Raw genomic sequence first — 25,389 nt, forward strand, 5'->3', positions numbered from 1 at the left:
TGTTCTTCGCGCCGGGCTGGGAAAGATTGCCCGGCCGCTGTCTGTGCGCCAGTATGCGCAGCAAGCAACCGGCCAGGGAATTACGCGGCTGGGGTAACCCTATAGGGGTAGATACATGACACTTTCGTTAGACGACATCGCCTGGCACCGCTCGGTGGGGCAGCTGATCGACGCCCTGGACAAGCCCAACTTCTGGACGCAGCTTGTACGGTTGCTGGATCAGTACGTGAATTTCGACAGCTGGGTGGCGCTGCTATTCAGCGCCGACCGCCACCCGCAGGTGTTCGCCGAATGCCCCGGCGAGGATGGCAGCCCCGATCAGTTGTTCCAGGACTACCTGCGCGGCTTGTACCTGCTCGACCCGTTCTACATCGCCTGCCGCGAACAGTCGCGCACCGGGCTCTATCGCCTGTCGGAAGTGGCGCCCGAGCACTTCGAGTTGACCGAGTATTACCAGCGCTACTTTCGTCTGAATGTGGTGGCCGATGAAATCCAGTTCAATTGCCAGCTCGAAGGCGATCGTACGCTGTGCCTGTCGCTGGGCAGCAAACAGTGTTTCAGCGGCCAGCAGATCGCCTTGCTGTCGTTGATCCAACCTTGGGTACTGGGTCTGTTGCGCCAGCGCCTGCCCTATGAAATCAACGAAGTCGTGGCCCTGGCACCTGCACCGCCGCAGGCCGACTGGCGGGTGCAGCTGGAAGCCTCGGTGCAGCAACTCAAAGGCGCACAGTTGACCGCCCGGGAGCTGGACGTCGGGCGCTTGATGCTCAGCGGTTGCTCCAGTAAGGAAATCGCCCGTAAGCTGGAAATCTCTGTCGAAACCGTGAAAGTCCATAAGAAACACATGTACAGCAAGCTGGGGATCAAATCCCTGTCCGAGCTGTTTTCGATTTTTCTTCAGGCACAAAATGCCTGATTGCCCCACCGAGTCCGAACCCAAGGAACCCGTATGAGCCTGTCACTTCTGAGCCGCTACGCCTTCTTTGCCGTCTGTGTGATCTTCACCCTCGCCAGCCTGCCGTTTCTTGAATACGACTGGCTCTGGCCAATCTCCATCGTCACTGGCCTGCTGAGCCTGCTGGGTATTTTCGACCTGCTGCAAAGCCCCCACGCCGTACGCCGCAACTACCCGATCCTGGGCAATATCCGTTATCTGGTAGAAGGCATTCGCCCGGAAATCCGCCAATACCTGCTCGAATCCGACAGCGACGCCCTGCCCTTCTCCCGGGCCCAGCGTTCGTTGGTCTATTCGCGGGCCAAGAACGAAAGTGCCGACAAACCCTTTGGCACGCTGATCGATGTGTACCAGTCGGGTTTCGAGTTTATCGGCCATTCGATGCGCCCGGCGCCCGTCAGCGACCCGAGCGGTTTTCGAGTGATTGTCGGCGGCCCGCAATGTACAAAACCGTACTCGGCCTCAGTCTTCAATATCTCGGCGATGAGTTTTGGCTCGCTGAGCGCCAACGCGATCCGTGCCCTCAACCAGGGCGCCAAACTCGGCAACTTCGCCCATGACACCGGCGAAGGCAGCATCAGCCCCTACCACCGCGAACACGGTGGCGACCTGACCTGGGAACTGGGCAGCGGCTACTTCGGCTGCCGCACCGCCGACGGTCGCTTCGACCCGGAACGCTTCGCCGTCCAGGCCCAGGACCCGCAAGTGCGGATGATCGAAATCAAAATGAGCCAGGGCGCCAAACCCGGTCACGGCGGTATCCTGCCCAAACACAAAGTGACCCAGGAAATCGCCGACACTCGCGGCGTTCCGATGGGCCAGGACTGTGTATCGCCGTCATGCCACAGCGCATTCTCCACGCCGATCGAAATGATGCACTTCATCAAGCAACTGCGGGAGTTGTCGGGTGGCAAACCGGTGGGCTTCAAGTTCTGCCTTGGTCACCCGTGGGAGTTCATGGGCATTGCCAAGGCCATGCTGGAAACCGGCATCCTGCCGGACTTCATCGTGGTCGACGGCAAGGAAGGCGGCACCGGCGCGGCCCCCGTGGAATTCACCGACCACATCGGCGTGCCGATGCGCGAAGGCCTGTTGTTCGTGCATAACACCCTGGTGGGCCTGAACCTGCGGGACAAGATCAAACTCGGTGCCAGCGGCAAAATCGTCAGCGCCTTCGACATCGCCAGCGTCCTGGCGATTGGCGCCGACTGGGCCAACTCGGCCCGTGGTTTCATGTTCGCCATCGGCTGCATCCAGTCGCAAAGCTGTCACACCAACAAGTGCCCGACCGGCGTTGCCACGCAGGACACCCTGCGCCAACGCGCGCTGGTGGTGCCGGACAAGGCCCAGCGCGTCTTCAATTTCCACCACAGCACCCTCAAAGCCCTGGCCGAAATGCTCGCCGCTGCCGGCCTCGAACACCCGTCGCAGCTGTCGGCCAAACATCTGGTACGGCGCATGTCGGCCACTGAGATCAAACTGTTCTCACAGCTGCATGTGTTCCTCAAACCCGGCGAATTGCTGACGGGTGACGTGAATGGCGAGTTCTACTCACGGATGTGGCAGATGGCGCGGGCGGATAGTTTTGAGCCTAACGATGTGGTTGCTGCGTAAGGAGTGTTTGCGCGCCAACCTCAAGGGAGTTTGGCGCGCTGTCCAGGATAAACAAACGAGCTTCAACCATCCCTCCCTCGATCATCAGTGCTTGTTGCCATCCATTTGGAAACTCAAAATGATCTTCGGGCCGGGGTTTGGGCGCTACCCACCAGACCCTCCTGGAGTTCAGCTTCAACACTGATACATCGTTGAAAGAGATTCCATCCTGAGGTTGGGGGACGAGAGCCCAACCGCCGTAGTTGGAGGGCCCCCAAGATGCACCAGTAGGTGATTTGAATACGTAAATCCTCGGCTGGATACCTGTTGTGTTGTAGTACATGAACGGTAAATACCAGTACACATTATCGATCACGATCTCGTCATCCGGACGCAACTCCCGCCGGATACCCGCCGCCAATGCATCCATCCTGGCCTCTTTGCGAATCGCTGTTCCGTCCAAACCATCCTGCTGCTCGTAAACCGCCAACAGGCCTTGGACTTCTCCGAACACAAAAAGAACCGTGGCAATAACGGCAAGGGCGGGCCGACGTTGGCCCCATGCATCCAGTGTCACCGCAACGATCAACGGCAGACCGACCGCTGCGAATACAAGGTATCTGGGGACGAATAACGGAGAGATCAGTGACACCAGATAGACAGTGAGTACCGGAACAAAAAAATAGCCAACCAGCAACACGCTAGAACGGCACTCACTACGATCCTTCAAGACCACCGTCGCCGCACAAATAACGATCAACACTGACGGCACGACACGCCAAACTAACGAGTTGTCCGAAAAATCAGTCATCACCGTGAACTGCCAAACGATGGTCGACACTGCCTGCCATGTGGTAGGCGGGATCCATCCTCCCCCCTCCATTCTCAGAAGTTGATCAATTAAATGGGGTAACCACGGCAAGTACAACACGATGATCGCGCTATTGGCCAACATCCACACACCAACGGGCACGGCTGTACCGAAACCTCTGCGCCGCAGCCTCCACCAATAAAACCAGTGAACCAATACACCTAGCGCGGCGAAGTAGTGCGTATAAAAGGCAGCCGTCATCAGCAGCACATAAATGACCGGAAAACGCCTTTGTCCTGGCGCATTGACCCAACACACCAGCGCCACTGTCGCCCCCATGAGCCAGAAGCCAAGCAAGGTGTACATTCGAGCTTCCTGGCTATAGCGAACCGCCATGGGCAACAACGCAAACAATAATGCAAATATCCAGGTAGCCCTTCGCGTTGCAACCAGACTCATCAGTTTCATGCCAAGTAGCAGCGTGCCCATATCGGCCAGTACGCTCAGGGACCGTGCAGCCAAGACGCTGTCACCGAACAACATCGTCCAGTAATGCAATAAGACATAGTAAAGAGGTGGATGGACGTCCCGCGCGGTAATGGACCAGATTTGCCAAGGTGTTTCCCTGGCAAGCAGCAGACTGAACGCCTCGTCATACCAGATGGCCGGCACGGTGATCGCGTGAAATCGCATCATCAGCGCGATGGCTACCACTGCAATCAGAATGGCCACCTCCATGAACAAACTCAGAGTCTTTCTTCGGCAGGTGGAAAAATATCTCATCGATCAATGATCCTTTTCAGATGAGTGCGTTCGCCCTTTTCGGTATCACGCCCAACCGTACTACAAGGCTCAACAGTGAAAACACCACCACCATCACCAGACCGATGTCGCTCAAACCAGGCGCCAGACGAGGTATTCGTCTACTGTCAGAAATAACAGGCAGGCCATCGTCTCGGACGAAAGGTCCCACCGCGCCCCCGGAAGTTGCTTGCTGGAGAGGTCAATGGCGAGTTCTATTCACGGATGTGGCAGATGGCGCGGGCTGACAGTTTTGAGGCCGCTGCTGTGTAACGCATACTCGTGACCATCCGGTGGCTGGGTAGAACAGCCACCGCTGGTACGGCCCGCAGAGGTGCTGGTCACATAGAGTCGAAGCTCCATGTCCCCCACGCCTTGTGCGAACAGGCACTGCCAATTGCCTGGAAAATGGTTTTCATCATCCGCCAGGCGAGTCGATGTCACCCACCACACTCGCTTGGTCTCTGGCGATACGCTGACAAGGTTGTCGAGAAAGACTTTATCCCGATCCTGGTAAATCAACGTGGACGCGCCATAGCCGTTGGGTCGGTTATCCGTGCTGTTATCCCAGGGCGCCTGATACAGCCGTGGTTGAATGTCGGAGCGATTGTAGTAAGCCACGCTGTAATACCAGTACGCGCCATCCACAATGATGTTATCCCCGGCGATAGCGTTCTGATTGATACGGGACACAATATCGTCAAGCGGATACAGGGACTCATTGCGCGGATCATCCAGATCATCGTGTTGTTTATAAATTGTATTCAGCCCCATGAGTTGAACGCCGACGATCAACAGGACAGACGTCCACGCCAGGACACGCGTGCGACGGGCAATCCGGTTTATTGCCAACGCCGCTATCATCGGCAAGCCAAGCGCCGCAAACGCCATATACCGTTCAACAAATATGGAAAAACCGAATGACACCATAAAAACAACCAGCACTGGCAACAGCACATAGATAACCAGCAATAACTCAAGTTTTAACCTGCTTCTTTCCTTGAGCCCGACCCACACCACCGATGCCATTACCAGCGCTGGAAGCATTAGGTAAACCGGGCTTGCAAACTCCAGTCCATTCTTCACCGTTAAAAATTTCCAGACCGCTGAAGGCAACGTATAGATCGTCAATTCAGGTATCCAGAAAATATCCCCTCCGGTCTTTAACTTCTCTGTATTTAAAAACACCTCATTACCCAGGCTGATCAACCAAGGGATATACAGAACAACAATGACCACATTAGCGGCCCACCATATCGGCCGTGAGAGGTAATAAAGCGTTTCATCTCGCTGAAGGCGCAAGACAACAAGGTATAACCAGTGAGACAGCAAACATAAAACAGCCAGGTAATGGGTATATACAGCGGCCGTCATAAGCACGACGTAGCCTGCCAGGTATCGGTTACGAGCGCTTTTGATCCAATAGACCAGGGCGATAGTTGCTCCCAGCAGCCACACCCCCTCCAGCGTATACATCCGGGCTTCCTGGCTGTAGCGAACAGATATCGGCAACAAGGCCAGAAACAGCCCGGCCAACAAGGCCACCCTTGGCGTGGTGATCAATCGCATCAACCACACACCGAGCGCGACTGTCGCGACACCCGCGAGCGCGCTCAGAGCCCGAATCGCAACCACACCCTCACCAAAAACAGACATCCAGGCATGGAGAATTAAAAAATACAGCGGCGGATGAACGTCATGCCCCAGGTGAAACCAGATACGCTCCGGCGACTGAACCCCTACCAGCGCCGAGAACGCTTCATCAGTCCAGAAATAGGGAAGGCTGATGTCGTGAAACCGAACAATGATCGCGAGCATCATGACCAGCACCCACCCACCGCTGTCTAGCGATGAGCGCAGGGACGCAAAGCCCGTAGGGTACTTAAAGCTCATATTTTCGCCCTGAAAACATAACCCTGATAGAAACAGGAGCCTCCCCACGGACTACTCACCTTCGTCGTGGATCCGTGTTTACGCTAAACGTTCTCGATAAAACGGCTTACTGTCATAGGTAAAGGCTAGCTAACGGGGCTGCTCAGGTCGGTTTTTTTTTTAGGTTCTTCACGGAATCCCCGGACACACTGAAAATAAGCGGACGTCTCCATCACCCTCGGAAAAGGTATCGAGCAGCTGCCAGCTTTCAGGAATAACTATTTTTTGCGCCCCCTCACCATGACCGTCCAGCACCCACACTCGACCTGAGTTCGGCGTTAGCCATTCAAGGTTATCGAGATAGACCTTCTCTGCGTTTTGTTGAGTCAACGTCGATGTTTGATAGCCGTCGGGGCGTCCGGAGGTGCCGTCCTTATGGGCTGGCGTATAAAGCATCGGTGTCACGCCGGTCTTGTTGTAGTACGCGAAGGGATAGTAAAGAAACCTATTGGCAACCACTATACCGTCGTCAGGGTGAACCCGTGCATTGATGTATTCTGCCAGGGCATCCACCTTGTTCACCTCGTCATATACAACATGGCCCCTTTGATGAACGTTATATAATCCGACACTTTCCGTCGACACCATCAATACCAGCAGGATAAAAAACAACACTTTTGCGCGCCCCCACAGAGCCTCCAGTGCAACCGCCATGATCATCGGCAGGCCCAACGCAGCGAATATAAAATAACGATCAACAAACAGCGGACGAACGAGTGAGACCATCGCAATCAAAAGCAGCGGAAACCAGGTATACATGACGAGCAGCATGCTGAACTTCTTATCACTCCTGTCCCGCATGACAATCACTGCCGAAACGGCCAACGCCAACAGCGGCAAGCTATAGAACATCCCCATCGATTCTTTTGGTCCATCGCTATAACTCACAAACTGCCAGAGCGCTGAAACCACAGTAGAAACATCCAGCGGCGCTATCCAGTTGAACCCGGAAAACCTCAACTGATTGATCAGACTCGGAACCCAGGGCACGAAAAGCAACATGACGGCCCCATTGGCCACCCACCATGCGGGCGCTGACAACGGTTGGTGTTTTGCTTCGCGCTGAAACCCCAACACCAACAGATAAGCCCAGTGTGACGCCATACTGACGGCCGCAAAATAGTGGGTATACAGTCCAGCCACCATCAGCACTGCATAGACCGCAAGAGGCCGATGACCGCCTGAGCCTTTTACCCAGTAAACGAAAGCAATCGTTGCCCCGACCATTAACAGTCCGAGCAACGCATACATGCGAACTTCCTGACTGTAGCGAACCGCGATGGGCAGTAACGCCAACATAATGCCGGCCAGCATCGCCGCACGGCGTGTACTGACCAAGCGAACCAGCCAGATGCCCAGCCCTACGGTCGCGACGTCCGCCAGAGCGCTCAGACTTCGAGCAACAAAAACTCCACTTCCGAACACATTCATCCATTCATGCAACACCAGATAATACAGCGGCGGGTGCACATCCCGGGCCGTATGAAACAGGATTTGAGACGGAGAATATGAACTCAACAGCAAGGTAAACCCTTCATCGGCCCAGATGGCGGGTTTACTCAAGTCGTGAAAACGCACCCATGCCGCCAATAGAATAATCGACAGTGTCCAGCACTTGCCCTGGAAAGTGCTGAGGCTCGTGCCATTGACCATCCTTACCACTTATCCTCTCCAGAAGAGGGTACTTCCTTCATAACAATAAAACCATAATCACCAATCAGGTACATAGAATAGAACTTGCTGTCCACCACCGGCGTGTACCTTCGATAACCCACCAGCGTCGCATTTTTTCGTTCCTTTTCCGGAACGACATTGGTAACACCTGCCCTGAGTAGATTTTCAGGCAGCATATAAAAATCAATATTAAGTATGTATTTCAGCACCGGAATCTGCTCAAAGCTTCCCTTGGCGCTTAGCAACCAACTATTTGAATAGTTGATTGCCATGTATATCCGCTTTGCCTCGCGCAAGCGCTGATGGGAAACAATATCATAGGCCATCGTGAACTCGGCATTCAGCCCAAACTCTTTCTGCAGATTCAACACCCGCCCGTACGCATACGAAATCGAAAGCATACTGAGCAACGGCACAACCAATAAAACACCCAGCGTGGCGTTAACCGTCACTAACCACTGATGAGCCAGATAAAACAAAAACACCAGAAGCACACCAAAACCCAATAACGTTCTGGCTCCCTCATTGAAAAACCTGAATAACAGGGCCGAACCTGACACCAGAAAAACCAAGAGTAAAATCATCAAAAAACACAAAAAAACCAAACATATCTTTTTTAACAGCGTCTCTTCTCCTTGAGTGATTTTTCGCCCAACCCACCCTCCACCAACGATAGCAAACAACACTACAACCCACGACACTTCACGATTTCCCCCCTGAAATAGCAATCCGATTTTTTCGACTAATACTCCTGCATTACTCAGGATCAGCCAAAGCCCGCTCACATTGAACGGAATCATCTCCACGCGTTCATGGCTCATGAGTGGATAGGCCAGCAAAAAATAAATGATCACACCTGCGACCAACTGCAAAGCTTTCAATCCTGCCATTGACGACAAACAGGCAAGGGACTCTTTATTGTTAATACCTCTCACGAACTCCATGCAGCACAATCCCAAAAACACATTGACACTCAGCTGATACAAACCGAGTCCAACGGCAATCAGTGCACCGGGCACCACTACCTGCACGACGCCAGCTTTACTTCGAAATGCAATTGCATAAATAACCGCCACCAGGCTCAACGCTGTTGCCGGCCCGTCATATTGATAAGATAAATTTTGCAGAAAAAACGGGTTGTACCACAGTGGCAGAAGTACCAGGCAGCATGAGATGTTGGGTATTTTGTAGTAATGCGTCGTCAGTTTCGTCAAGGCAAAGGCCATGGCCAGCGTGGCGATCAACAGTGGTAACGGGAAAATATTGGGCGCACTCGAGGTAAAGGTCAGGGCATTGTAAAAAATTTCGGTAAATAGCCGTCCCTGCCCCGTCCAGGCGGTACCGGCAGACAAGGACCGCCAGTTATCATCTATATAGTAATAATCAACCAGTATCAGAGGAAATACGTAAACAAACGTGGCCATTAAAAAAAACACAAATACTTCACAACCGAGCAACTCCTTACTCAATAAACTCGCCACCTTCATTTCGGCGCTCCTTTCTCAGCCGGACCTCACGGACGTCTTTACAGCTTGCGCTTACCTTTATCGCCAACAATATCTTTCACGACATACCTCGGCCGATGTTTCGATTCAATATAGATTCGACCCACATACTCACCCAATATGCCAATACCAATCAGCTGAACACCGCCCAGAAATAAAATAGCCGTCATCAAGGAAGGATAACCCGGCACGTTATTGCCAAAAAAAATCTTGTCCAGCACCATGTAAATGGCATAGAAAATTGCAAACAGGGAAATCGCACTACCGACATAGGTCCACAACTGCAACGGCACTGTACTAAACGAAGTAATCCCTTCCAGCGCCAGGTTCCAGAGTTTCCAGAGGTTGAACTTGGTGGTGCCCGCCACACGTTCGGCCCGTTCATATTCGATGACCACCGTATTGAAACCCGCCCACGACAGGATGCCCTTCATGAATAGCCGGTGCTCCGGGAGCGTGCGGATCACGTTCACGACCTTGCGGTCCATCAACCGAAAATCACCCACGTTTTCTTCAATACGGGTGTAAGCGATCCGGTTCAACAGGTGATAGAACAGTGCGGCGCTCTGCCGTTTCAGGTAACTGTCGGCGGCGCGGCCGTGGCGTTTGGCGAGTACCACATCAGCGCCGTTCTTCCACTCCCTGATCAACAAAGGAATCACATTGATCGGGTCCTGCAAATCGACATCCATCGGTATCACCGCATCGCCACTGGCGTACTCCAACCCGGCAAATAACGCGGGCTCCTTGCCAAAGTTGCGCGAGAAGTTGATGACCAGCACATGCTCGTCAGCCAATGCGAGGGCTTTGGCCTGCTCTGCAGTCTGGTCAGAACTGCCGTCGTTGATGAACACAATCTCGACTTCACAATCAGCCAGCGACAATTCCTGACGGACAGCCTGATAAAACAGGTTGATCGCCTGCTCTTCATTGAACACTGGAACGATCAGCGAGATCTTCACTGCTCGCGCTCCCGAAAGATGAAAAACTTCGAGTAAAAGAAACCACAGACCAGACTGATGCCGGAAAAGACCATCAGGGTAATCAGCCCCGGCAGCAGTAACTGATCCGCCACAGACCCCACGCCATAGCTCAATACGCCCATGAACCCGACAAACAATAGATAGCGTGAAATACTGGTTTTTTGTTTGAAGGTGTATCGCGCATTGGCATAAAAGGAAAAAGAGACGGCCAGACAAAAACCCACAAAGTTGCTGGGTGCCTGACGAAAACTCATGACGGTGTGCAGAACAAAAAACGTCGACCAGTGGATCAATGTATTCAGCAGGCCAACTGACACAAATCTGGGGAAACCGTGAAATGCGGTTCTCAAGTCCATTGTTTTTTTCCAATCTGAATGCGTGCCCTGGAGAGAGCTTGGCACCCCTGCCCCGCTTGTCTACTTTCCAGTCAACGATTAGACCAATGGCTAAAAAATGCCGTTCTACCGACTCGCCTCAACGTTCAGTTGTATACCCCAGCCCTGCCCGTCCTGCCGCTGAGACATCCGGTAATATCCGGCCTTTGCAATTACCGCCGAATCACGCCACCCTGCGCGCCACCACCCTTTGCGCCACAGACCACTCGTTACTCCCCCCTGTTTTCAAGAGCCCGTTGTCATGACCCAAGGACGCGACCTTCGCATCGATTTCTTTCGCGGACTGGCGCTGATCTTCATTTTCTGGGATCACGTACCACAGAACCCCCTCGCCCATTTCACAGTGCGCAATTTCGGCTTCAGTGATGCGGCGGAGCTCTTCGTGTTTCTGGCGGGCTACGCCGCGGTTTTGGCCTACGGCAAGATTGCCCGGCGCGAGGGTTTACTGGTTGCCACCGTTAAAATCCTGCGCCGCGCCTGGGTGCTGTACGTGGTGCATATCTTTCTGCTGGCGGTGCTGATGGGCATCGTGTTCTTCGCCAACAGCCACGTGGAAACCCGTGATCTGGTGCAGGAAATGGGCCTGCACTACTTCCTCGGCAACCCGCAACAAGCCTTGGTCGATGAACTGCTGCTGCGCTTCAAGCCCAACCTGATGGACCCGTTGCCACTGTACATTCTGCTGTTGCTGGGTCTACCACTGGTGTTGCCGATATTGCTGCGCAAGGCCGAGTACGTGGTGGGGTTGTCGGTGGTGCTGTACATACTGGCGCCGTGGTTTCAATGGAACCTGGCGGCGACAGACGGAGGTGTGTGGTTCTTCAACCCGATGGCCTGGCAGTTGCTGTTTATCCTCGGTGGCGCTGCGGCGATTCGCAGTCAGCGACCGCTTGTACCGGACGTCCGCACCTTGCCGCGTCAACCGCTGTTTGTCGCAGCAGCGCTCTATTTATTGATCGCCGGGTTAATCGCGCTGTCGTGGAAATGGCCGGTGGTGCATGACGCGTTCATGCCCCGGATGCTGGGCGAATGGCTGTACCCGATCAGCAAGACCAACCTGTCACCGGCGCGACTGCTGCACTTTTTGGCACTGGCCTACGTCATTGCCAAACTCTTGCCCAACAGCGGCTGGACGCAAAACTGGCTGGCGCGGCAAAGCTGCCGCATGGGCCGTTACTCGCTGGAAGTGTTTTGTTTGGGTGTGCTGCTGGCACCGCTGGCGGACATGCTCAACGCGCTGGCCGGGGATGCGTTGGCCATGCAGATTTTCAGCGCCCTGTTGGGGGCGGGATCAATGGCCGTCCTGGCGGCGTGGCTGGATTGGAACAAACGGCTGAACCGACCGGCGCAAGTGGCCGTGATTTAAGTCAAAAACAAAAAGCCCTGCTCATAAAGACCGGGGCTTTTGCTCCCTCGCCACAGTCAATCATCCGTTCACAAAATTTCTGCGCTCACAAAATTTTCACCGATTCCAACCAGCGTCTAAGCTTCAGACAAGTCCGATCAATCTGCGTGAATGGATCAATCGACTATGGGCGCTTTATGGCAATCCGATTCGAGTAAAACTGTGGAACCAACTGATCGCGTGGAAGAAGCGCCTTTACCAAAAAAACCTCGCCGCCCCCGTTATGCCTGGCGGATGTTCTGGTTGTTGTTATTGATCATTCTGGTCGCGCTTGGTTTTGCCGCCTCCAGGGAAATGCGCACCTCAAAACTGCAGGCGCGCGAATTCAGCCAATTTGCCGCATCGCTGAGCTATTCGATGCAACCCGGTCCCAGCAATTCGATTTTCTATCCGGGCGCAGGGCCTTTCGACAAACGTCTGGGCTACAGTTCTCTGGGTGAGTTTTTGCCACGCTTGCTCAAGCGTAACTACATGATCGCCGCACAAACCCGATTTTCACCGAAACTGTTCGACTACAGCGAAAAAGGTTTCTTCGTGCCCTACACGGAGAAAATCCAGGCCGGTTTAACCATTACCGACTGCCGCGCCTTGCCGTTATATCAGTACAACTATCCGCAGCAACTGTATTCGAGCTTTGCGGCGATCCCGCCACTGGTGGTGCACAGCCTGCTGTTCATCGAGAACCGCGACCTGCTTGACCCCAAACAACCCTTGGCCAACCCCGCCGTGGACTGGCCGCGCTTTGGCAAGGCGGCCTGGTCGCAAGTCGCCAAACTGTTGCACCTGCCGGGCCAGACTGCCGGCGGCAGCACCCTGGCCACTCAGCTGGAAAAATACCGCCACTCGCCCGATGGCCTCACGGTGTCAGGCAGTGAAAAAATCCGGCAGATGATTTCCGCCAGCGTGCGCGCTTATCAAGATGGCCCGCAAACCTTCGCCGCTCGTCAAAACATCGTGCGCGATTACCTCAACAGCGTGCCGCTGTCGGCGGTGCCCGGTCACGGTGAAGTGCATGGCATGGCCGAAGGGTTGCGCGTGTGGTACGGCGCCGATTTCAATCAGGTCAATAAAACCCTGACGAGCGTTGCCAGTGACCCGTTGAGTCTGTCTCAACGCGGTCTGGCCCTGCGTCAGGTGCTATCGCTGATGATCGCCCAGCGCCGGCCTTCACACTATTTGTTCAAGGGCCATGACGAACTGGCAGACCTCACCGACAGCCACATCCGCCTGCTCGCACAGAACGGTGTGGTCGACGCGCCTCTGGCTGACGCCGCACTGGCCAGCAAAGTGACCTACCGCGACTGGCAGCAACAACCGACCCTCCAGCCGATCGAAACCAACAAGGGCATCAGCGTCGCCCGCAGTCGACTGGGTGCCCTGCTCAACCGGCCGCTGTATGACCTCGATCGCCTCGACCTGTCGGCCACCAGCACCTTGCAATACGACCTGCAAACCAAGGCCACCGAGTACCTTAAGCACCTGGCCGACCCGGCCTACGCGGCGCAATTGGGTCTGCTGGGTGAACACTTGCTGACCCCTACCAGCACAACGCAAGTGCGCTACAGCTTCACCCTGTTCGAGCGGACCCCTGATGGCTCGCGCGTACGTGTGCAAACCGACAGCACCGATCAGCCCTTCGACATCAACGAGGGCAGCAAGCTGGAGCTGGGCTCCACCGCCAAACTGCGGGTGCTCACCATGTATCTGCAGATCATCTCCGAACTGCACGACCGTTATGGCGACAAGACACCCGCCGAGCTGAAAAAAACCGAAGTCCCCGAGCAGGATCACATTAGCCGCTGGGCCGTCGACTACCTGATCCAGAACACTGACCGCAGTCTGCCGAAAATGCTCGATGCGGCGCTCAACCGTACCTACTCAGCCAACCCCGGCGAATCGTTCTTCACCGGCGGCGGCCTGCACACCTTTCACAACTTCCGCAAAGAAGACAACGGCCGCAGCCCGACCCTGCGCGATGCCCTGCGCGAATCGATCAACCTGCCGTTCATTCGCCTGATGCGCGACCTGGTGCGCTACAGCACTTACTCGGGGCCCAACAGCAGCGGCCAATTGCTCAATGATGACGAGAACCCGCGGCGCCAGGAGTATCTGGCGCAATTCGCCGACCACGAGGGCACCGCGTTTTTACTGCGCTTCTGGAAGAAGTACCAGAAGAAGGACACCCAGGCTCGCCTCGAGACCTTCCTCGACGGCATGCACCCGACGGCGATTCGTCTCGCGGCGGTGCACCGCTACCTGCTGCCCGAGGCCAGCCAGGAGAGCTTCAACAGCTTTGTGCGGGCGCATCTGAAAACGGCCAAAAAACCCGATAAAAATATCGAAAAAGCCAGCGGAAAACCCAACGAAAAACTCACCGACGAGCGCCTCGGAAAACTCTATAAAACCTACGGGCCAGGCGCCTTCGACCTGCCCGACCAGGGCTTCATCGCCAAGGTCCACCCACTGGACCTGTGGCTGATGGGTTACTTGCTGAACAACCCCGACGCCAAGTTCAGCCAGATCGTCAAAGCCAGTGAATTCGAGCGTCAGGAAGTCTACAGCTGGCTGTTCAAGAGCCGGCACAAGAGCGCCCGCGACAGCCGCATCCGGACCATGCTGGAGATCGAAGCGTTTCTCGACATTCACCAGCGTTGGCAAGCCGTCGGCTACCCGTTCGACCACCTGGTGCCATCACTGGCCACGGCCATCGGCAGCTCCGGCGATCGGCCAGCGGCGCTGGCCGAGCTGATCGGTACGATTCTCAACGATGGCGTGCGGATGCCGACCCTGCGCATCGACAGCCTGCATTTCGCCGCCGACACACCCTATGAAACACAGGTGATCAACGACCCGGGCAAAGGCAAACGCGTCATGCCGTCCGAAGTGGCGACGGCAATGCGTGAAGCGTTGTCGCAAGTGGTGGATGCCGGGACCGCCAAACGCGTGGCGGGCACCTTCAAACTGCCGAACGGCACCCCGCTGGCCATGGGCGGTAAAACCGGCACCGGCGACAACCGCATTGAAGCCTTCGGTTCCGGTGGACGGGTTCTGAGCTCGAAATCGATCAACCGTACGGCGACCTTCGTGTTCTATATCGGTAACAACCACTTTGGCACCTTGACCGCGTTCGTCCCCGGCGCTTCGGCGCAAGCCTACAAATTCACCTCGGCGTTGCCGGTGCAAGTGCTCAAGGGCATGGCGCCGATTCTTATGCCTTACCTGCAACCGGGAACGGAAACGCTGTGCCAGAAAACCCTGGCCACGGCCAAGATCGAGTAGGCGACAAACCATGAGATCGAATACCGGGTTGGCGAGGCGGTAACTATGTGTTTTTTACTCTTCAATTTTGAAAGTGTGGTGCCGGGAAAGGCGTCCTTCCCAACCGGTATTTGAACTTTTTTTCTGCCCCCTCTTTTCATAGGCTGGTCGTCCTACTATTGATCACGGACGATCCAGCCATGCCCACTCATCCCCCCGCCGATCCTGGCAAAAGTGTTCATCACGAACTGATCGGGAACGCCATCCCTTCGTGGCTTGCCAATGCTTCAGCGCACAGGGTCGCGGCGTTGAAAAGCACTCGCCTGAGGCTTCCCGACTGGCACCGGAACGCGTCGACTGCCGACCACCGACAGCTGAAAAATGCAGTCAAGGATCACTGGCTCGCGCAGAACAGCGTGGATCAGATACTCAGCGGCCTGCAAGACGTTCACGCCTTCGCCGAGCCCTTGCTGCAAAAGGCCTTGAAGGATCGTTTCGGCATTGAAGACAACGTCAGGGACATCTGGCTGCATCTGTATGTGCCGGTGAGCGGCTCATGGTGGGTGCATGACCTTGCGTCTGCCACCCGAAGCCGAACCCTGTCCCTGCTCGATGCAGCACTGCACAACTTTTCCAGTGACGAAACCTTCCATGCCGATTCCGACTTCATCACCCGGCCCGACGCCCGTGGCCATTTCACTACCAAACGCTTCAAGCGCAGTGTAACGATCGAGCAATTCCAGGCGCTCTGTCGCGAACTGAACCTCGGCGCGCAATACGAACGACACCTGAAGACGTTTTTACAACCGACCGATCCGTTGGCCAGGAATGTCTTGCGCTACAAAGTCATCCACAGCCAGAAAAGCACCCTGGCGGCCGCCGCAAAAATGGCGCTACTGAAAAATGACATCAGCCAGCAGGCCTATACCGTGGTGCAGGGGATGCTCGATGACCGCAAGGATCTGCAATGGCATGGCAAGCCCCTCCACTACTACAACCTGAGCATGATGGATGCGGCCCTGACCGGCATTGTCGTGATTAGCGCAGACGTATGGGCGGCCACTACCCCCACACCGCTGATTGCCTATGTGCCCCATGACCCCGAGCATCCGCTCAAGGAATATGCCTCGGGACTCGAATTCATCGCCGAGCTGACCCGTCAGTTGCGCAACGGTTCGACGAGCGAGACCACGGCTGCCGATAACTATCAGGTGTTTTTCAGCCAATTCGTTGCGCACCGGCAGCGCGGGCACTTTTTCGCCCGCCTGAATGACCGGTTGAGCCGGGTGAAATGGCAGCAGACCCCGCCAGGTAGCAGCCTGCCCTCCTGGCGAGAGACCCCGGTGGATAACCCGAACCTGCAGTTCAGCCTGTCGAAGATCCAGGATGACCACCAAAACCGCTTTACCGGCGATCTGTGGGGTTATCTCTATCAGCAGAATCTCAACAAGATTCTCAACGATGCGCGGGAGATCGCGATTTCCACTGAGTACGCCGACCGCATGGCGCGTTGGGCCTGGTGGGACAACCTGGAAAAAATGCTCTCGGACATTCTCAATGTCGCCCTGCTGGTGGCCACGCCGTTCGTGCCCTATCTGGGTGAATTGATGCTGGCGTACACCGCCTTTCAACTGACCGATGAAGTATTCGAGGGCATTGTCGACCTGGCCGAGGGGCGGTTGGCGGAGGCCGGTGAACAGGCCATCGGCGTGCTGGAAAGTGTTGTACAACTGGCCGCATTCGCCGCCGGGTTGAAAGTTGGCAGCCTGATCGGCGTAAAGCTCTCGTCATTTGTCGAAGGGCTGAAACCCGTGGAGTTGGCCGATGGCCAGACGCGTTTGTGGAATCCCGACCTATCGCCCTACCAACAATCAGAGGTCTTGCCCGAGAAGGCCGAACCGGATCAGTTGGGCATTTATCAACACCAGGGCAAGCAAATGCTGCCATTGGACGACCGGCTTTTCGAAGTGGAAAAAAGCCCGGTCACGGGTCAATACCGCATCAAGCATCCGCAGCGGCCCGACGCTTATGCCCCCACCCTCACCCACAACGGTCACGGTGCGTGGGTCAGCGAAACGGAAAATCCGCGTCAGTGGGAAGGTTCGGCACTGATGCGACGCCTCGGTCACACCACCGACGGCTTTAGCGACCTACAACTGGAACAGATTCGCCAGATCAGCGGCACCGATGAGACCGTACTGCGCAGGATGCACGTTGAAAACGCGCCGCCACCACCGCTGCTGATCGATACCCTGCAACGCCTCGGCTCCCCCGTAAACGCCGATGAAGCGTTATCCCCCGACATTGCGCTGCTGTTCACCGACGTCCCCGAGCTGCCTGCCAGTGTTGCGGAAAAAATCATGACGGGCGCCACGCCATCGGAGCAACAGCAGATCGCGCAAAACCGTCGTCTGACCTTGCGCCTGAAAACCCAGGCGCGAGAGCTTGAGTTCGAAACCCGGTCGGTTAGAGCCACCCAAGGCCTTTACCACGACTCATTGACTAACATCGACACCGAACGCCTGGTGCTGGGCACCTTGCGAACCTACACCGACACATTCGGCGACCTGCGCATTGAAATCCGTCAGGGTGCGTTCGATGGGGAGCTGCGTTGCAGCGCGGGTGCCGAAGATGAGACACAGGTTCGGGTATTGATTCGAGACGACTCGGGGAAATACCAGGTGCGTGATGCCTCGGATCAGCCGATCCATGAAGCCGATGGTCTTCTGGACGCGATCCTCCAGGCCACGCAAAAGAACGGGCGCAACGCGTTGGGCTACAAGCCGAGTGATGGCGAAATCTTCAGGCAATGGGTGATCGCCAAGACGGCGCCCCCCAGTGAGCGCCGGACCGTTCTGGCCCTGCCGCCGATCCGCGCCGTTGCCGAGCGTGATACCGAGCTACTGGTGCGCGGCGGCGCCCTCAGCCGTGGTGGAGTCACCCTGCATGAACGTATCGAGGACCTGCATCCGCATTTCAGCGCCAGCGAAATCGACGCCTTCGCCGAAGCCTTGATCGCCAAAGGTGAGTCACTGAGGGCCATTGAACAACAGGAAAACGACCTCGATGAATTGCGCGTGATCGTCCATCGCTGGGAGTTCCAACAACCCGAAACATGGGGCCCTGGCGGGTTCGATTTTCGCGACAACGGCGGACGGCACATTGCCGAACGCCTGATCGACTGTTTCGAACGCAAGAACATTGACCTCGGTAGCCGAACTGACCCGGACAGCTACTCACTTGACCTGTCCAGGGAGTTGCTGCCACTGGATCTGCAAACCTGGTGGTCGAAACGTCCGGAACTGAAGAAGTTTCTCGACAAGGTCCGCGTGCTGAAGCTCGACAACACTCGGTTTTCCAGCAAATCGAACGGTTTGTTGAAGGACTTCCCAAACCTGCGCGAACTCAGCGCCAAGGGCTGTGAACTGACCGGTTTGCCCAAGAGCATCGGTTCCATGCACAGACTTGAGCGCTTGCGGCTGAGCGACAACCAAATCGTGCTGGACGCCCCGGCGGTGGAGCAGTTGAAAAACCTGACCTACCTGGAAATTCTCAGGCTCGAGAACAATCCGCTGGCTTTGTCGCCGCACATTGGCCGAATGCCACGGTTGACGGTGGTAACGCTGAAAAACACCGGGCTCTCGACCTGGCCCGAGGGAGCATTGGCCAAACCGCGACCGCGTGGATTTTTTCTGGACCTGCGGGATAACCCGATCACCCGGATACCTGAGGTAGTACCTGGCTCGTCGCAAGCCGCCATCGTGGCCCGCACACGACTGAGCCTTGATCGCCTGACGGAGCCGGATCGGTTGCACGTTGAAACGCTGCGTCGCTCCGTTGGATTGCCTGCCGAACCTGTATTGCCATCTACTCAAACGAACCCGGTGCCGATCATTTCGAATGAGTACGCTTCGCTTTGGCGAGACGTGCCGGGATGGGGGGTTGATCGCGATATCTTACTGTCGGAGCTGATCGACGAGCCGGATGCAGAACGCTTCGCGGCCGTGCTGCTCGACATGCAAAACTCTGCGGATTATCGGGTCGGCGGTGAAACACGGGCCAATCTCTTGCAACGCTTGTGGCGAATGATGGACGCCGTTCACATCGACACCCGTCTTCGGGAAAAGCTATTCACCATGGCGATCGACCCGGTCCGCTGCGCCGATGCCGGTGCACAGTTGTTCAACAACATGGGTATCGAAGTCCTGGCCTCGGAGGCCTATTCCTACTCCACCAGCGCAGCGCAACTGGAGCAGAAACTGGTGACCCTGGCCAAGGGCGCCGCACGCCTGGAAACGGTCAACGAGATCGCCCGGGCCGACATGGCCAGTCGTCCGGGCAACCCGGATGAAGTCGAGGTCTACCTGGCCTATCAAACTGGTCTGGTACGGCGCCTGAATCTGCCATGGCAATCGGAGTACATGCTGTTTCGGGAAGTGTCAGGGGTCAGTGACGAGATGATCGATCAAGCCTATGACACGGTTCTGGCCCTGAGCGAAGGCGACGGTCTGGTGAACCGGATGCTGGAGCAGGAATTCTGGGAAAACTACCTGCTTGAACGCAATCCGGTGCGGATGGAAGCCAACAAGCGGCGCTTCCAAAGCAAATCCGAACAGCTCGAGAACCTGCAAACCGAACAACGGCAATGGGCCGACAAAACACTGACCGAACTTCAACGCCGAGAATTGAAAAACCGGCTTGCAACGCTGATGGATGGATTTTCGATTGCAGAAACCGAGGTCTTCGTCGAAGAGCCCATCGGCGATGCCATCATCAATCGTTTGCTGGTTGATCTGGGGGATCAAGAAAAAGAACTGGCCAGAAGCCTGACCCGAGCGGCTCTGCGCAAGGCCGGACAGTAAAACCCCAATACCTGCCTGACAGACATCGCTGTCAGGCAGGTGTCTCTATCAGGGCGCCGCGGCATTGAAGATCAGCCGGACACTTCCATAGTAAGCACCCGGCTTATAGCCGCCGACAGGCGCTTTCGGTTGTATTTCCAGGGGAAAGCGCCCCCCCGCGACCGCCTGCGCTACGGGCACCACTTCCCGAGGTTGGGGATCATGGCTCAACGCCCGGCCATTGAAGCTGACATGCAAATAGATGTTCTGATCGTCACGGCCATTGGACAGGTACGGTTCGCTCTCCAACCGGGCTTCGATCGCGCTGGTGTCGTGCTTGACGTCGAAGTTCTTGCGCAACCCACCCAACGTCGACGTATTCAGATTCCACGGCAACGTCTGTTCGAGATGAATCCAGTTGGTCTCGGCCGGTATCACATAAAACCCCAGCGTCGGAATGTCCACCGACACCTCAAAAGTGCGTTCCTCCCGCGCCGCGAACGTCGAAACACTCGTCAGCGCCACGACGCCCACCCACAAGGCGATGGCCGATTGCTTGATCATGTCAGGTACCTGTTGCATCGAAAATGAAGGTCACGAGCGACACTGCTCGCTCGCGATCACCCGGGTATTACTGGCTGGCGATGCGCAACGTCTTTTTGGCGTGACCCTCGACCAGGTTGAAGCGGTATTCGCGTCCGGGCTTCTTCTCGAACTCGAAGGTCTTGCCCGCCAGGATGTGGTGCTTGGTGGTCGGCTCGCACTCGGTTTCGTTTTTCAGCGAACAGTTACGAAACTCATCGACCACCACCACCGTGTTGCCGTTATTGCGCAGCCGGTAGAGGCCCGGACTGTCCTCGATCACGCTGTCGAAACGGCTGTTCTTCGGCCTGACGAAGAACACCGTGCCAAACCCGGTCATGACGTTGACCCCCGCCGACAGGTTCTTTTTGTACTCATCACGCTCGTCGCTGGAGACCGCAAACTCGTCTTCCTTTTCCGGTACCACCGGCACGAAGCGCACGCGGAAATAACGCTCGGTGTCACGCTCGCCCATGTGCAACAAACGCGTTCCCTGCATGCCATTGGCCGGCACGATCAACCGCGCAGGGCTGGCCATCAAACCATCACGGCCGCTTGCGTCCGCCTGTGTCTTGACCGGCACTTCACGGGATGTGCCATCGGCGTCGTAAATGATTTCCAGGATGTTGACCTTGACGAACGCCGTGCTGTCACCGCTGTTGAACACACGCTTGAGGTACGTGCTCTTGTCGCCATCCAGATAGTCGTAAACCGTTCCGACGTTGATCTGCGGCCCGGCTGAAATCGCCAGGGAAAACCCACTCAAACCCAACAGTGTTAGCAGATGCCTCATAACCTTGAACCTCATGATTTTGATCACAACATCGCGCTGACTGGTCGATACACCGGCCATCAGACTTCCGAATCCCAGATCACCGTGACACTACCGGAATAAGTACTCGCCACACCGGGCTGCAACATGAACGCCATCTGCTGCTGGGGGATCTCGAAGTGCAGAACGCCAGGCGCTCTGTCCACGTAAAAACCGGGTTGAAAATAATGCGCGTTGATCGCTCCCGCCCGTAGCCGAACACGCTTGACCGGTTGCCCGGCCATGTCAGTCAGGCCATTGGGCAGACTGACGCTGACCTGCAATTCCACCGAGCGTTTCGAGACCGGATCTTTGATCAGGCAGTCATAGGGAAACCCGCTGATTTCACATTCCAGCTGCATCTTGAAACGCGACGACGCGGAAATGTTGAAGGTCTGATCACGAAACAGCCGCACCGGCCGGCGTCCCGCTTGCAACCAGCTCTGCCAACCGCCTGCTGGTACCAATTGAACGTTTTCGCCACCAGGGGGAATGTCGACTTTCAGGGTGTGCTGAACATCGAGATTGAAGTCGAGGGTCAACGCAGTGTCATCGGGTCGCATCACATCGCCCATATCGAAGTCTTGACCCGGTCCGACGCTGAAGGTGACCGAACCGGTGTAATGACCACTTTGCATCTTCAATGGATCAGGCGTGGTCATCTGATATCCGAACACGAAGTATTGATACTTGAAGGCCAGCGGAATATCGAACAGGGCCTGTTTGGCACAGACTCCCGCACCCAGGGGGACTTTCCAGAAACTGTTAAAACCAAAATTCCCCACTGTGGACCATCCCACCCCCTGACAGGGTGACGGGGCGTACATCCAGGAACCACCTTGCCAAAGTCTGTCCCAACCCACCCCCCCGGACGCCCCGGTTATCTCTTGGATCGGTATCGGCAACAGCGATTCGTGCCCGATCCCGGCGATCCGGACTTTGAGGTTATGTTTCTCGCCAGACGAGTGGGTCACCTCCACATCGCGCCATTGCGACGGCACGCTGGCCATCCCCCCCTGACGTGGATCCGTATGATTGGCGCGGATGGGCGCATTGGCCGAAAAGGAAATCGGCGCGATCAAACTAAATAGACCTTCCGGCTTACAGGCCTGAGGGACTTGAAGGCAGAAGCCTTGAGAAGGGGTTTTGTTCACAAATTCATTTTTATGTGGAGCTCCCGAATCAGGGACAAACGTTGCATCAATGTTCAAGACGGCCGCATGAGTCAGTAACGATCCCCCCCCACACAGCACTGCCAATGACGTCCTGCCACCGATTTTCTTTCCAAGCCAGGTGAAAATATTCATGTCTGTCAGCTCGCCGTTTCGGCCTTAAAAGTTGCATCCGCCAACGTGTCCGGCGTGCACCGCAGATCGCCGATCATCAGCACATTGTTTTCACTGCGATGCTTGTCGGTGTCGAGCCGGAACTGGCACAACAACTGATCGGCGTAACGCACCTCCAGCGTTGGAGAACCGGCATTCATTTCCATCGAGAAAAAGCCGTCGACTTCACTCACACCACGACTGGCGTGGTTGATCACGTGATGGCCCTTGAGGGGCCGGCCTTGTGGGTCGAGCAGGCGACCGAGCACGGTCAGGGTTTTCATCACCCGCACCTTGCGGTACTCCACCCCGCCCTTGTTCAGGTGATAGCGGGTGCGCGCCGGCTCGATGGTCGCCGCCGGCACATGGTTGCCTTCGAAATCGAAGCTCAGCGAGCTGCTCTTGTAGGCGGTAATCGGAATGAAATTGCGCCCTGGCCGCAGAGCCGCACTGCCGCCACTCAGGTCATCGGCGCGCAAGGCAATGCCATCGATGTCGGACTCCACGTCAACAATCATCCCCGCCTCACGCCCCTGATGCTGACTGGTCAGCACCATGCGTTGCGCACCAATGGCCAGCGTGCTGTCCAGGTTCAGACCGCCGGTCAAGTTGCCGTTGTAGGACGAGCGCTGGACAAAGCCGTCGCCGTTGATCACGTCTGTACGAAAGTTCGCCAGGCTCGACACACCAACGCCATAGGTGTCGGTGAGCGCCGTCACCGATACGCTCTGCAACACGTGGTCTTGCAGGTCTTTGCGGTAACCGAGCGACGCATTGTTGTCGCGGCTGCCATCACGGGCGGTGCGCGTACCGAGGCTGCCCGAGATTTGCTGACCCGGCCCGCCCAGCGCCATATTGATGCTCAGGTCGACCCCGCGATTGCGCGCATTACCGCTGCTGAAACTGCCGGGACGATCGAACACCGAGAGCCGCCAGTTGGCATCGCTGCCAAACACCTGCGTGCGCTGCGTCCATCCCAGGTCTAGCCCCACGCCCTCGGTGTTGCCTTCACTGTGGGACACTCGAGCGTTGAGCGAACTTTTGCGGCTGATCCGATGGTTCAGCGCCAGCGATGAGTTACTGGTCTGACCGGTGAACACGTTGCGTTGGCGCACACGGGTGCCATCGGGCAGGGTGTCGAACGTGTCACGGGTGTCGAGCCAACTGCGGTTGTGGCTGACCACCAGACTGCCGCTGCCATAGTTGTAAAGGCCTTGCACATCGGCCCCGGTGCCGTGGTCTTCGGTCCGATACAGGTTGGCGTACAGGCTGGTGCTGTTGGCCAGGGTCCAGTCGATGGAACTGCCGTATTGCAGCTTTTCACGCACCTGGCGCGCCGACAGCCCGAGAATCACCCGTGGGTGCAGCAGGTAGTTGATCGACGCGCCAGCGGTCGCATCGCCACTGGCCTGCTGATCCCAGTTGCTGAGCAGTTTGGTTTCCTGCCCGGCAAACAGGTTGTAGCGCCAGCGCTCATCATGGTTGCGCCAGTTGTTTGGTTTGTAGACCAGTTCCAGCGTCGTCGAAGTGATTTGACCGTCTTCGATCAAGCGAACCTCCACTTCATAGATACCTCCGGGCAACGGACGGGTGTCGAGGGTCTGCAATCCGGCTGGCACCGCTTGGGTATTGATCAGCAGACCGTCGCGGTAGATTTCCACCGAGGCCTGCCGATTGGCGGTGACGTAGATCGGATAAACACTGGGTTTCGGGCTGTCGATCGCCAGACTGTCGGAACTGCCATACATCAACCCGACCGCCGTATCGGGACTGGTGCCGAACGAACGGGGCTGGCGCGTCAAACCTTCGGAGTTGGGGGTGAAATACCCCAGGCGAACAAAGCTGCCTTGCAACTCGCGCTGGGTGTAGAGCTCATAAATCGAGTGATAGAGCTTGTCATCCGGTCCGCCGAGGCGGGCCAGTTGCAGGTTGAGGGTCTGGCTCCAGTTGCCCAGGCTGCCGCTGGCCTCCAGGCCAAAACGTCCGCCCAGGTCCTGATCCTGGCCGCCATTGAGATTGAGCTGATTGCGCACGATCAGGCCGCTGCTGCCGCCCTCTGGCTGATCGTAAAAGCGCTTGGTTTCAGTGTCGCGCTCGGCATTTTCAGTGACGATCGACACCAATGAATTTTCGAGGTTGTAGTGGATCGCCAGCATCTGTTCCGGGCACGTGCCGGCACAGGCCCCCAGCGCGACCCCAGGCTTGAGGTAATCGGCCCAGGTTTCACGCTCGCTGGCGTTGAAGTTGCTTTCGCTGGTATCGGTAAACTCGAGCAAGGTGATGCGGTCATCGCGGGACAACACAATCATGGCCTCACCGAGCGGCTGTTGGTCGAGTTCAACCCGAACCGCCAATGGCACATCAAAGAAGTGCTCCTCGAACTCCGCCGGCAAGCCTTTGGCCTGGGCCAACAAACTTTTCGGTGTAGGACCAACAGGAACGGGCGCGGCGAATGCACTGCTACAAAACAGCAACGCAAGTGCAGCCGCGATGGGCGTCATCGGGAACATGAACGAGC

The 25,389-nt window shown here is 56.4% G+C and carries 15 protein-coding genes; 5 read left to right on the plus strand and 10 right to left on the minus strand.

Annotated elements, in window-relative coordinates; translation table 11 throughout:
• Positions 1-115 precede the first annotated feature (115 nt).
• Together AC1RPZ_RS06615 and AC1RPZ_RS06620 are read left to right on the plus strand one after the other, a co-directional pair.
• Positions 116-916 (plus strand): helix-turn-helix transcriptional regulator, encoded by an 801-nt coding sequence (locus AC1RPZ_RS06615; RefSeq protein ID WP_493136015.1) that lies wholly within the window; start codon positions 116-118, stop codon positions 914-916.
• A gap of 33 nt (positions 917-949) precedes the next feature.
• Positions 950-2,569: an FMN-binding glutamate synthase family protein gene (locus AC1RPZ_RS06620; protein ID WP_493136017.1), complete on the plus strand. Its 1,620-nt coding sequence runs from the start codon at positions 950-952 to the stop codon at positions 2,567-2,569.
• Here AC1RPZ_RS06620 and AC1RPZ_RS06625 read toward each other — a convergent pair.
• The 6 genes from AC1RPZ_RS06625 to AC1RPZ_RS06650 all read right to left on the minus strand — a co-directional run bounded on the left by AC1RPZ_RS06625 (position 2,547) and on the right by AC1RPZ_RS06650 (position 10,655).
• Entirely contained in the window at positions 2,547-4,142 is a 1,596-nt protein-coding gene (locus AC1RPZ_RS06625) for a glycosyltransferase family 39 protein (protein WP_493136019.1), read from the minus strand. The genes AC1RPZ_RS06620 and AC1RPZ_RS06625 overlap by 23 nt on opposite strands.
• A gap of 237 nt (positions 4,143-4,379) precedes the next feature.
• A complete protein-coding gene (locus AC1RPZ_RS06630) occupies positions 4,380-6,053 on the minus strand; it encodes a glycosyltransferase family 39 protein (RefSeq protein WP_493136021.1) in 1,674 nt (557 codons plus the stop codon).
• 168 nt (positions 6,054-6,221) lie between these two features.
• Entirely contained in the window at positions 6,222-7,745 is a 1,524-nt protein-coding gene (locus tag AC1RPZ_RS06635) for a glycosyltransferase family 39 protein (protein WP_493136023.1), read from the minus strand.
• Between the two features lie 2 nt (positions 7,746-7,747).
• A complete protein-coding gene (locus AC1RPZ_RS06640; RefSeq protein WP_493136025.1) occupies positions 7,748-9,253 on the minus strand; it encodes a glucosyltransferase domain-containing protein in 1,506 nt (501 codons plus the stop codon).
• 38 nt (positions 9,254-9,291) lie between these two features.
• Positions 9,292-10,233 carry a glycosyltransferase family 2 protein gene (locus tag AC1RPZ_RS06645; protein ID WP_493136027.1) on the minus strand — a complete coding sequence of 314 codons (942 nt, stop codon included), beginning with the start codon at positions 10,231-10,233 and terminating at the stop codon, positions 9,292-9,294.
• Complete coding sequence (locus tag AC1RPZ_RS06650) at positions 10,230-10,655, minus strand: GtrA family protein (protein WP_493136029.1); 426 nt, start codon at positions 10,653-10,655, stop codon at positions 10,230-10,232. Before AC1RPZ_RS06650 ends, AC1RPZ_RS06645 begins: the two co-directional genes overlap by 4 nt.
• A gap of 235 nt (positions 10,656-10,890) precedes the next feature.
• Here AC1RPZ_RS06650 and AC1RPZ_RS06655 point away from each other — a divergent pair, with 235 nt between their 5' ends.
• The 3 genes from AC1RPZ_RS06655 (at position 10,891) to AC1RPZ_RS06665 (ending at position 20,174) form a co-directional block, all read left to right on the plus strand.
• On the plus strand, positions 10,891-12,015 hold the full coding sequence (locus AC1RPZ_RS06655) for an OpgC family protein (protein WP_493136031.1): 1,125 nt from the start codon (positions 10,891-10,893) through the stop codon (positions 12,013-12,015).
• 165 nt (positions 12,016-12,180) lie between these two features.
• Complete coding sequence (locus tag AC1RPZ_RS06660; protein ID WP_493136035.1) at positions 12,181-15,333, plus strand: transglycosylase domain-containing protein; 3,153 nt, start codon at positions 12,181-12,183, stop codon at positions 15,331-15,333.
• Between the two features lie 179 nt (positions 15,334-15,512).
• The gene (locus AC1RPZ_RS06665; RefSeq protein ID WP_493136038.1) at positions 15,513-20,174 is read left to right on the plus strand and encodes a dermonecrotic toxin domain-containing protein; all 4,662 of its coding nucleotides are present in this window, start codon (positions 15,513-15,515) and stop codon (positions 20,172-20,174) included.
• A 48-nt stretch (positions 20,175-20,222) separates the two neighbouring features.
• Here AC1RPZ_RS06665 and AC1RPZ_RS06670 read toward each other — a convergent pair whose 3' ends face one another.
• From AC1RPZ_RS06670 to AC1RPZ_RS06685, 4 genes are all read right to left on the minus strand, one after another.
• Positions 20,223-20,717: a CS1 type fimbrial major subunit gene (locus AC1RPZ_RS06670; RefSeq protein WP_493136040.1), complete on the minus strand. Its 495-nt coding sequence runs from the start codon at positions 20,715-20,717 to the stop codon at positions 20,223-20,225.
• A 67-nt stretch (positions 20,718-20,784) separates the two neighbouring features.
• A complete protein-coding gene (locus AC1RPZ_RS06675) occupies positions 20,785-21,528 on the minus strand; it encodes a molecular chaperone (protein ID WP_493136042.1) in 744 nt (247 codons plus the stop codon).
• Between the two features lie 59 nt (positions 21,529-21,587).
• Positions 21,588-22,853, minus strand: coding sequence for a hypothetical protein (locus AC1RPZ_RS06680; RefSeq protein ID WP_493136044.1), 1,266 nt, complete (start codon positions 22,851-22,853; stop codon positions 21,588-21,590).
• A gap of 5 nt (positions 22,854-22,858) precedes the next feature.
• Entirely contained in the window at positions 22,859-25,381 is a 2,523-nt protein-coding gene (locus AC1RPZ_RS06685) for a CS1-pili formation C-terminal domain-containing protein (RefSeq protein WP_493136046.1), read from the minus strand.
• Between the last annotated feature and the right edge of the window lie 8 nt (positions 25,382-25,389).

The organism is Pseudomonas sp. GW822-FHT02D10 (assembly GCF_058802345.1).